This window comes from Moorena sp. SIO4E2, from assembly GCF_010671945.1.
Taxonomy (GTDB): Bacteria; Cyanobacteriota; Cyanobacteriia; order Cyanobacteriales; family Coleofasciculaceae; genus Moorena; species Moorena producens.
Map to the genome: position 1 here is coordinate 1 of NZ_JAAHIE010000229.1, position 11,029 is coordinate 11,029.

10 protein-coding genes are annotated in these 11,029 nt (G+C 42.9%); 3 read left to right on the forward strand and 7 right to left on the reverse strand.

The annotated features are described in order from the left end of the window. Positions 1–552: 552 nt before the first annotated feature. From F6K37_RS21505 to F6K37_RS21535, 7 genes are all read right to left on the reverse strand, one after another. Entirely contained in the window at positions 553–1,965 is a 1,413-nt protein-coding gene (locus F6K37_RS21505; RefSeq protein ID WP_287252036.1) for a pyridoxal phosphate-dependent decarboxylase family protein, read from the reverse strand. 185 nt (positions 1,966–2,150) lie between these two features. Beyond that, on the reverse strand, positions 2,151–3,053 hold the full coding sequence (locus F6K37_RS21510) for an ATP-grasp domain-containing protein (protein ID WP_287252037.1): 903 nt from the start codon (positions 3,051–3,053) through the stop codon (positions 2,151–2,153). A 31-nt stretch (positions 3,054–3,084) separates the two neighbouring features. After that, positions 3,085–3,327, reverse strand: a complete 243-nt coding sequence (locus F6K37_RS21515) for a hypothetical protein (RefSeq protein WP_287252038.1) — start codon at positions 3,325–3,327, stop codon at positions 3,085–3,087. Then, positions 3,320–4,120 carry a phosphate ABC transporter ATP-binding protein PstB gene (gene pstB / locus F6K37_RS21520; protein ID WP_008177738.1) on the reverse strand — a complete coding sequence of 267 codons (801 nt, stop codon included), beginning with the start codon at positions 4,118–4,120 and terminating at the stop codon, positions 3,320–3,322. The genes F6K37_RS21515 and pstB overlap by 8 nt, the downstream gene beginning before the upstream one ends. Continuing rightward, a complete protein-coding gene (gene pstA / locus F6K37_RS21525) occupies positions 4,114–5,076 on the reverse strand; it encodes a phosphate ABC transporter permease PstA (protein ID WP_008177735.1) in 963 nt (320 codons plus the stop codon). Before pstA ends, pstB begins: the two co-directional genes overlap by 7 nt. 96 nt (positions 5,077–5,172) lie before the next feature. After that, a complete protein-coding gene (pstC, locus tag F6K37_RS21530) occupies positions 5,173–6,102 on the reverse strand; it encodes a phosphate ABC transporter permease subunit PstC (protein WP_044491810.1) in 930 nt (309 codons plus the stop codon). Positions 6,103–6,316: 214 nt separating this feature from the next. Further along, entirely contained in the window at positions 6,317–7,258 is a 942-nt protein-coding gene (locus tag F6K37_RS21535) for a PstS family phosphate ABC transporter substrate-binding protein (RefSeq protein ID WP_287252040.1), read from the reverse strand. Positions 7,259–7,678: 420 nt separating this feature from the next. Between F6K37_RS21535 and F6K37_RS21540 the strand changes: the two genes are divergently transcribed. From F6K37_RS21540 to F6K37_RS21550, 3 genes are all read left to right on the forward strand, one after another. Continuing rightward, a complete protein-coding gene (locus tag F6K37_RS21540; protein ID WP_287252042.1) occupies positions 7,679–8,800 on the forward strand; it encodes an alpha-hydroxy acid oxidase in 1,122 nt (373 codons plus the stop codon). 830 nt (positions 8,801–9,630) lie between these two features. Next, the gene (locus F6K37_RS21545; RefSeq protein ID WP_008177726.1) at positions 9,631–10,503 is read left to right on the forward strand and encodes a transporter substrate-binding domain-containing protein; all 873 of its coding nucleotides are present in this window, start codon (positions 9,631–9,633) and stop codon (positions 10,501–10,503) included. A gap of 110 nt (positions 10,504–10,613) precedes the next feature. Then, a partial coding sequence (locus tag F6K37_RS21550) for a M48 family metalloprotease (RefSeq protein ID WP_287252044.1) occupies positions 10,614–11,029 on the forward strand: 416 nt, incomplete at its 3' end.

An 11,029-nucleotide genomic window follows, 5' to 3' on the forward strand; every position in this document is an offset into this window, starting at 1 on the left:
TCGCTTAGCATGGCCTCAGACCTTGAGCACTTCAAGTAGCGTGGGCGTAGGTTGTTAGCTGATAGCTGATAACTGATAGCTGACGGCTGAATGCTTACGACTATGTTTGTTTAGACAAGACAGCAGAATGAGATAAGACATTTTATCTTTCCCATTCTCTACCTGATTTTTACACCTTTACAATTTAGATGCTGGCGTTCGTTTATAGATTCGTCAGCTTTTTTTTGTTTTTATGTAAGCATTCAGCGTGTCGCGTATCAGCTATCAGCTTATGGGCAGGCTTGGCCAAAGGCCAAAGTCCAATGGCTGACTGCTGTTCGAGTAGCTTGCGCCTAGGACATATGCTTAGATGGGCAAATCCCCAGACTTTCAATGTTGTAAAATCTCGAACTATTCAATTCTCCCGTTTGATGTTTATTTTTTGATGTTTATTTTAAGCATTAGGCACCTCAAGTAGCGTGGCCATTCGCGTAGGGTGGCCCAAAGGCCAAGGCCAACGGCTGACAGCTGACGGCTGAATGCTTACATTTCAATCGCCTAAAACGACTACTGCTAGGATAAACTATCGCCAATTTTGATAAAGTTAGCAAAAAAGCTATCTAGATCAGCTTCGTTAATATTTGGGTTGCTGAGAATGAAGCGAATTAGAATCTGTTCTTGATAGTGAGAGTAATTGACTAATGCTTGACCGGAGCGCATTAATTGATCACGTATTTCCAGATTAAGCTGATCTAAACCATGATTAGACAGACTGTTATCTCTGGGATTATAGCGAAAACAGATATTCAAAAATGTTGGTTGAACTATCAATTGTAATTTCTCACAACTGCGAATATAATCCGCCGCGTAGCTAGCGAGTTCAAACAAGCGGTCAACCCGTGCTTCATAACCACTTTTGCCGTAGTATTTCCAGGCTAGCCACAGCTTAAGGGCATCTACTTTCCGCCCACACTGCAACGACATAGCTCCGAGATTATAGGAACTATCTTCATCATCGTGGAAGATATAGTGGGTACCTTGACTAGAACAAGCCTCCAATAAAGTCCCTGGTTGTTTAACCAGAATAGCTGAACAAATCAAGGGCACGCCCATGAGTTTGTGAGCATCCCAAGTAAACGAATCTGCTAAGGAGCTACCTTGCAACAGGTGCTTGTGCTGGTTGCTGAACAAAACCGGAGCACCCCAAGACCCATCCACATGTAGCCAGAGTCCATATTTGCTGGTAATTTCTGCAATTGAGGGCAAAGGATCGAATGCACCGGCAACGGTAGTGCCCGCAGTAGCTGTAACAAAGAAAGGTGTTTTTCCTTCCCTTAGGCTTTGTTGAATAGCAGCTTCTAATTGTTGCGGGCACATGCGCTGATCGCCATCGGATTTAACTTTAACTACATTGTCTATGCCCATGCCCAACAAATTTGCTGCTTTGAAAAAGGAATAGTGGGCCTGATCTGAGATGAATGCTACGAGCTGGTGATTTCCCAATCCCTTGTTTTTGGCTTCGGGTAGGAGTTTGTGTCGCCCACAAAGCATGGCGATCAGATTAGCATTACTCCCTCCTGTCACCATCAACCCCTCACCTTGAGGAAAACCGATCAAGTCGTTGAGAGCCTCAATCAATTTAATCTCTATCAGCGTGGCGACTGGAGCAACTTCATAGGTATACATAGAAGTATTAGCAGTACTAGTTACCATTTCTGCTAATAATCCAGTTATCTCAAATCCACCCCAAAGCTGGTTAAAAAACTTGTGGCTACTAGTCCGCACGCTGTGATCGAGGTATGATTCAATAATCGGAATTAAATCGGCTAAGGGAACTCCGTTTTCCGGTAAGCTTAAATCGAGTTTTTCCTTAAGGGTTTGAGGGCTTTTGTAATCTATTACCTTGGTATCGGTATTTTTATTTTCCTGCAAATACTTAAGGAGTTTATCAACAGTTAAGTTGATTATTTTTTCAAACTCGATCATAATTTATTATTTGGTATAATTAGATATTTGGTGGAATTGATAAGGGTGCATATCCTAAAAGCAGTTTGACCCGGTGGGTGGAATGGGCATCTTGCCCGTTACAATTTTCGGGCGTTCTGTCCCAACGGTGACGACTACGCATAAAATGAGGGATCGCCCGTCTTATCAAGCACCCTACCCAACTATCAGAGTGCTACTAAAACCTCGGCAAGTTTTCTCTTCGTGCTAGCGAATACTTCATGTTGTTGATTGTCCCAAATGCTAACACGAGAATTAAGCTCGATGATTTTCGGTTGACCGTTAACTAGGGCAATATCAATGCCATAAAATCGGTTACCGTACTGTACCATATGTTTTTCAATTTGTTCAACTAGCTCTAAGACAGTGCTAGGGATGAGTTCTATTTCTACAACACGCATCTCGCCTCCTTCAGTCACGGATGCTACTAATTTTCCTGAAGCTGGAGTACGTACTATAGAGTGAAGAATTTCCCCGTTGAGGAGTGCTACACGAAAGTCATGGACACCATCAACAATACCGGGTATACCTGAGCGTGAATCGAGAAACTCTTGGACTAAGAAGGGATAGGGGCAATGTTGCTTCTTTAAGAACTCATCGTCTCCAATGTGGACATTTCTGGCTTCAAGACCATCTACTGGCTTGACAACTTTATATTGTCCTGGTATAGTTTTGAGTGCCTCAATAAACTCTTCTTTGGTGTTAACAAGATAGGTTTGGGGAGAATAGTCACTGAACAGCTGAAAGGTTTTATATTTGTTGGTGCAAATTTCGTTAATTTCCTGACAGTTAAGAACTGGGATAGTTCCATCAGAGCTAAACAATCCTTTATCGAAAATGACATCAGCTTTGATAGGACCGGTTTCTATAACTTGTCCATCTCGTAATTCCCAACTCTGGGAAAATTGTCCTGACCCTAGATAAGAAGATTGGTGACGAACAACACGAAAATTGGCACCAAAGGCTTCTATTGCTTCACCAAGTTGGGCAATGTGTCGTATGTACTTTTTTTTATTAAATGGGTAGGAAAAGGTGCCTGCTTCCTCAAAAAAGACAGCAACAGTTTTCAAGGTTGACCTCAAACTGGGAATCAACCGAAAATTATAGCAATTTTTTAAGGAAGCAGGATGTTTGACAAGGGTTTACGATATGCGATCGCGTAGCGTAGCCCTTCGGGCTAATCGCTAATCCCCTCACCGGAGCCTGCTGAGTTTTTGGCGTTGCGTCAGTCAAAGAATGAATAGGAGTAGAGTGGGCATCCTGCCCGCCCCAAAATATCAAGGAACAGGCAAGATGCCTATTCCACAAAACTCCATTATTAAGCAACGCTGAGGTTCTAACCAATGCGTCCGCTAATATAAGCTTCTGTCTGTGAGTTCGCGGGTCGTTCAAAGATTTGCCTAGTCTCCCCAAACTCCATCATTGCCCCTAAGTACATAAACGCGGTATAATCCGATATCCTTGCTGCCTGTTGCATGCTGTGAGTCACAATCAAAATTGTGACCTGTTTCTTCAGCTCAGCGATTAATTCTTCAATGCTGGAAGTAGCAATAGGGTCAAGGGCAGAGGTGGGTTCATCGAATAAAATAATCTCTGGGTCAGCCACTAAAGCCCGGGCAATACAAAGACGTTGTTGTTGACCTCCAGATAGGTTATAGGCTGAGTCATAGAGGCGGTCTTTTACTTCATCCCACAAAGCCGCTCCCCGCAAGGCTTTCTCCATTTTGTCTTCAATCACACGACGCCTATTTTCACCGCGCACTCGCAACCCATAGGCAACATTATCATAAATTGATTTAGGAAAAGGATTAGGCTTTTGGAATACCATGCTAATCCGCATCCGCACTTCTATCGGGTCAATTTTCTTACCTAAAATGTTGACATCGGAGTCGAGCCAGATTGCTCCTTCGTAGCGATTACCAGGATAAAGGTCATGCATACGATTGAAGCATCGCAGTAAAGTGGTTTTGCCACACCCTGATGGTCCAATTAGGGCGGTTACTTGTTTTTCTGGCACCACTAAACTAATACTTTTGAGAGCTTTAAATGAACCATAGTAAAAACTGAGGTTATCCACCTCAGCTTTGGCGTTACTAATGGTTGAGTCGGATAATTTATCAGATAGTTTCTCTACCATTTTAGACCTTTACGGAAGCGATAGCGTAGATAAATAGCAATACCATTCATAGCCAGGGTCATAGCAATCAAGACTGTACCGGCTGCAGCAGCATTTGCCTCAAATGCCCGTTCAGGTCTAGATACCCAGGTAAACATCTGAATCGGCATAACTGTGAATTCAGCTTGAACCCATGCAAATAGCTGCTGTAAGTTTAGATAGGGAAATTCACCCTGAAAGGGAATATAAGGAAATGCGCTGTTTAATGGAGAATCTGGCAAAAAGCGAATAAATACTAGAGCACCAATGGTAACCACAGGAGCAGTTTCTCCAATTGCCCGAGATAAACCAATGATTACGCCTGTAAGAATACTACCAAAGGAATAGGGCAAAACATGATCCCAAATCATTTGCCACTTACTGGCTCCCAGGGCATAAGCAGCCTCCCGGAGATGATTAGGAATTGCCCGCAGTGCCTCTCTTGTGGTGACAATCACCACTGGCAGAATTAACAACGCTAAGGTCAAACCTGCTGAGAGAATGCTTCGACCTAAATTTAACTCATAGACGAATAAGCCCAAGGCTAATAAACCATAGACAATGGAGGGAACTCCTGCCAAATTCGTGACATTAATTTCAATGAAATCCGCTAGCAAGTTTTTTCGGGAATATTCTTCTAAATAAATTCCTGAAGCTACACCAATGGGCACTGCAGCTAAGGCGGTCACTAACATCACCAGACTAGTGCCTACCCAGGCCGACATAATCCCCGCTTTTTCTGCTCTACGACTAGGAAACGATGTAAAAAACTCTGGTGAAATCCGGGATATCCCTGATTTTACCATATAGATGATTAACCCCAGCAAGATAAATATAGCGACCAGAATAACTACCAAACCAACGATGGCAAAAATCTGATTAATAAGCTTACGGCGATTTATATCTTCTCGAATTGTAAGTAAATTTTCTTGTGACATTTATATAGCGTTTTACTATTAGATGTGAAACTAGGATTGATGGATAATCACTAAAATCAAAACATTATGTACTTCACCCAATTTAAAATCGCTATACTAATAAATTTCTCGATAACGCTTAGCTAAGAAATGTCCAATGATGTTTAGGACTAGAGTCATTAAGACTAAGGTTAGTCCAGCCGCAAAAATGGTCTGGTATTCTAGAGTACCATGAGGCAAATCCCCAAGACTTACCTGGACGATGTAAGCAGTGATTGTAGCGGCTTGGTCCAGGGGATTCCAAGCGATCTTGGGTTGTAAGCCCGCTGCGATCGCAACAATCATCGTTTCCCCTACAGCCCTTGATGTTCCTAGGATGTAGGATGAGGCAATGCCGGAAATAGCAGCAGGAAACACCACGTTCCATGCTGTCTGTAACCGAGTTGCTCCCATAGCATAAGACCCTTCCCGTAACTCTACCGGAACCGCTCGCATGGCATCTTCACTAATGGAACTAATAAAGGGAATAATCATCAAACCCATGACTAGACCGGCACTTAGCATATTAAAAACTGGCAATTCAGTAAAAATATTGCGCAGAAGAGGGCTAACTACCAGCAGGGCAAAATAACCATAAACTACTGTAGGAATTGCTGCTAAAAGTTCCAAACCTGGTTTAATTATTTCTCGTAATGTAGGAGGAGCAAATTCACTTAGGTAAATCGCAGCAATAGTTCCGGTCGGGATAGCAAGTAGGAGAGCAGTCGTAGCGGTTACTAGGGTTCCTGATATCAATGGCAAAATTCCGTAGTGTTTCTCCAGAAACATCGGTGTCCATTTGGTATCAGTAAGGAAATCAATTAATGAAACTTCCTTGAAAAATGCCAGAGATTCCCTAAGCAGGAAAAAGATTATTGCTGCCATAGTGGCGACGGAAGACAATGCCGCCAAAAACAATAGTATTTCAATCCCCCGTTCTCGCAAATTGCGAATTAATGTTGGTGAGAGGCGTTTGGTCTGGTTAAGTCGGATCAGTTTTTCGGTCATAAAATCGGTCATAAAAGTATTGTTTAAAGGCAGCTGAGTGATCTACCAACGTCTGTAATTAGTGATACGTTACAGGTTTTAATCAGAACTTAATTACTGATAAATTAGGACTCTTTTCAACATAAGTCAAGAGCGATGATTGATAATTCTACTACTAATCGCTCTTGACGAGATTAAACCAATTAAGTCCTCTAGGTTAGATTCAGTTCTAGGCTTAGTTACCGCTACCGACTAGAACCTCTAACTCTGCCAGGGATTTGGCATAGTCTGCAGAAGATAGAGGCACCGACTTAACTTCAGTGACTAATCGCTCAGCATTTTGGAGGTAATAGGTCACAAAATCATTTACCTCCGTACGCTTAACAGCGTTTTTGTTGACATAGATGAAGATTGGTCGGGATAGGGGCGTGTAAGTCCCGTTACGTACCGTTGTCAGAGAAGGCGTCACCCCATTGATAGCAACAGCCTTCAGCTTGTCTTGGTTTTCTAGGTAGTAGGAAAGACCGAAGTATGCCAGGGCTCTTAGATCCGTTTCTACACCTTGAACCAAAACGTTGTCATCTTCACTAGGGGTGTAATCGGTGCGGCTAGCACCAGACTTGCCGTTAACCTTTTTGGTGAAGTAGTCAAAGGTTCCGGAGTCTGCACCAGGACCGTACAGAACTAGGGGCAGGTCTGGCCAAGCGGAATTTACTTGACTCCATTTGGTTACAGTCCCCTCAGATTCAGGCTTCCAGATTTTATTGAGTTCTTCAACTTTAATGTCTGTAACCGCAGTATTGCCTTTATTGACTACGACGGTAATGGCATCGTATGCCACTGGAATGGCCATATACTCAATGCCATTTTCAGCACACAGTGCCTTCTCTTTGTCCTTAATTGGTCGAGAAGCGTCAGAGATGTCGGTTTCACCTTTGCAGAATTTCTTAAAACCGCCACCAGTTCCAGAAATACCAACGGTTACTCGTACCCCATTTTTCTTGAGATCCTGAAACTCTTCCGCTACTGCTTCAGTAATTGGGTAAACGGTGCTAGACCCATCAATTCTGACAGTGGGTCTACCTTGAGAGTTAACTGTTGGTGCCACTAACGCAACAGTTGAGGCTACTAGGGCAAACAAGCCAGCTAGCTTCCAGCTATTTTTCTTGAAATTCATCGCTTTGACCACTGTAAAAAACTCCCAGCAATGTTAGGGTGTCGCAATCCACACTTGGTCAAGACTATAGAGCGATTACTAAGTAATGGTAAGTAATGGCGTAAGGTTTAGTTAAATTTAGGTTAATCCTTGTTTAAGAAACAATTTCAGGCTTTCTTTCGTCTTATAACTATTTACCCTTAATCTTTATATTATCTTTCTTTTTTTGATTATCAAGACTAAAACCAATTTACAGAAATAAAGCAAAAAGCCGATTCTTTCTAGCTTCTGGGCTATTTCTGGTGTCTTTGCCATTGTCATGTGGACTTGATCTAAAAGCCTGTATAATTAATCCCGCAGCCGGTCAGGTGCCTTACTCAGAAGGGTTCCAGATGTCCAGCTACCCTACACCGAACGCCTTTGGCAAACAACAAAATAACCTTGAATCAACCCATTAATCTATTCGAATACGAAGCCCTAGCGCCGCAGTATCTATCTGCCATGGCACTGGATTATTACACCAGTGGTGCTTGGGATGAAGTAACACTGCGAGACAATCGTGCAGCTTTTGAACAGATAAAACTCCGTCCTCGGATGTTGGTGGATGTTAGTCAACGAGATTTAAGCACACAAATCCTAGATCAGTCTCTCCCCATACCGATTCTGGTGGCTCCGATGGGATTCCAGTGTCTGGCCAATCCAGAGGGTGAATTGGCAACGGCAAGGGCTGCAGCTGAGGTAGGGGCAATCATGGTGTTGAGTACGATGTCCACCAAACCCTTAGAAGCTGTAGCCCTTGCTGGGCAAAAGAGCCAACAGAAGCAGGAGGCTACATCCGAGATCCAAAATCCCTCATGGTTTCAGCTGTATGTCCATCGCGATCGCACTCTCACCCGTAGACTTGTGGAACGGGCCGAGGCAGCTGGTTTTAGTGCCCTTTGTCTGACCGTAGATGCACCAGTGTTGGGGTGTCGGGAAAGGGATCGACGCAATGAATTTACTCTACCAGTAGGGATGGAACTGGCTAATTTAGGGACTATGACCGGTCTAGAAATTACCAAAACTGCAGGAGAATCGCGTTTATTGAGCTATTTTGCCCAGCAAATTGATCCAACACTGACATGGCGGGATCTGGAATGGTTACAATCGATCACTACTCTACCGGTGTTAGTCAAAGGCATTTTGCGAGGAGATGATGCTCTCAAGGCATTGGACTATGGAGCAAAAGGAATCATTGTATCCAATCATGGCGGTCGGCAATTGGATAGTGCGATCGCATCCATCGATGCCTTACCCGAAGTGGTCGCAGCCGTAGGAAATCATCTACCAGTATTAATCGATGGGGGTATCCGTCGAGGCACTGATGTGCTCAAAGCCCTAGCCTTGGGTGCATCAGCGGTGTTGGTAGGTCGTCCGGTGTTATGGGGATTAGCTGTAGCAGGAGTTGCTGGAGTACGCCATGTCTTGCAATTGTTACGAGATGAATTAGATATAGCGATGGCGTTAAGTGGCTGTACTAAGGTCAAGGATATTGACTCTAGTTTGGTGAAAATTAAAGATTAGACATCTCCAGAAATTAGGTTTTCACCTAGATAGGATCGGGGTTTCAGATTCTTTGTCGGAGATGTCTATTGAGTGACAGCTCCCACACTGACTCTTTGAGTTCAGTGTGGGCAACAAGCGCCAATCCAGCTATTGCTTAGGAGGCGCTGGGCTTTAAGAACGGACTGCCCTCTCTTGATGCAATAGCGAGTGGGGGAAACCCCCAAGACCGCGCTGCATCGCTGCCGCTCTGTTTTCTTGGTCTTTTGTTTAAGACTGCTGTGCTGACAAACCAGCATTTTCGGCTTTGTTTATCAGTAAATATATTATAGCAATTCCATGCAGACCCTGTGCAAAATTCATCCCACACTTATGCTGCGCATTAAGATGTGGGGCTTCTTTTGCCGGAAGCTAAATTATTAATTTATTAATAATAGCTTTTCATACCTAAATATTAAGCCAAATAGCTTAGTAATATCAATGAATTGGCTGAAGTTATAGCAAGACTGCTTATGTTAAATTTTATGAAAAAAATTATTAGTTATTGGTAATACTTTGATACTATTGCCATAACTTCCTGGCACTTATCAGGGTTAGGGTAAGGGTTAGAGGTTGTCTGAGAAGTATCATTTGCTACATAAAAGCCCCCTAAATCCCCCAAGTTTGGGGGACTTTTACCAGCAAATTGATTCTTGTTCCCCCCAAGCGAGCAATCCCTCGCTTGGGGGGCTAGGGGGGCAAAATTCAGTATCAAAAAACTTGGGAGATATCCTCTTAGATAAGCTTTGAGCGATTTATCTATTGGAAAGTGATATCAGTAAGTAATTATTAGCCTGAAATCCGAAAAAGAAATGAGTAATAAGCTAGCCACTATCACCCTTAGTATTATCTTATCCTTAACCTTTACCTCAGCCAGTTTAGCTGAAACAGTCTTGTCAGAAATTAAGCGCACTGGTGTTTTGAAAGTAGGAATTAGGAGAGATGCCCCTCCCTTTGGTTTTCTAGAGCAAGATCAATGGCAAGGCTACTGCGTGACTAAAATGTATGTTCTAGCCAACCATCTTGGTGAAGTACTCAATAGACCTGTTCGGTTCGAGGCAATTCCATCTGTTCTAGACGAAGACTCCCCTAACAATCGTTATGGGATGGTAGCCAATGGCAAGGTACATCTAGATTGTGGTCCCAATACGATCAAAAGTGCTCCACCACTATCAGGAGTTACTTACTCCACTGCTTTTTATTTTTCCGGGACACATTTTCTAATCAGACCCGAAATGAAGGGTATATTTAATCCTGAAACTTCCCTAGCTGGTAAAAAAATTGGTGTCCTTCCTGGTTCAAATACACATCCCTTAATCTCCAGTACCTACCCATTAGCTGAAATAGTAGACACTCGTTACAGAAGCTCTAACGGTCGAGAATTGGCTCTAAGAGATGTCGTCGAAAGGAGAATTGATGCTTTTGCCAGTGATGGCATGCTCTTAATGGCAGAAGCCTTAAGACAAGGGCTGACATTCCAGGATTTTACCTTAACTCCTGACCGACCGTTGACTTGTGATTTTTACGGAATAATTTTACCTGATAATGATATAGAATGGAAGACAAAAATTGATAAATTTATTACTAACTTAAGGTGGAATATAATTTTGGAAAAATCCTTGGGTGTTGACTCGATTTATTACCAAGGTATACGACAAGCTGCTTATGAAAAATGTGCTAACTAAATCGCTGACTGCTGACTGCTGACTGCTGAATACTGACTGCTGAAAGCTGAATAATGAATACTTACAACCCTATTTTTGATTATTCAAATAGACGACTTAAATAGACAACTATGTTAAACCCATTCTTTTGGATTAAGCGTGCTTCCCATCGTCGATGGTTTTACCTGCTGATTCTGGTAGTTGTGGCACTGGTTCTAGGGGTAGGGTTAGCCAATACTTCATCAGCATTTGACTCCTGTGGGTTAGATGGTGATGCAGGAATTGAGATAATTCAGTTAATCACCATTTCTGATCAACAAGAATTAGAGCTGGGTAAGTGTTTGAATCAACAAGAAGTTGATCAAGGGCTGGAGATTTACCGCGGACGCAAAATCACTGAATACGTCCAAGACATTGGTCAGAGATTAATCCCCTATAGCGATCGCCCCAATTTTCCCTATACCTTTCAAGTAGTCAGGAACAACGATATAAATGCCTTTGCCTTGGTGGGTGGCTTTGTTTATGTTCATACGGGCTTGCTCAAAGG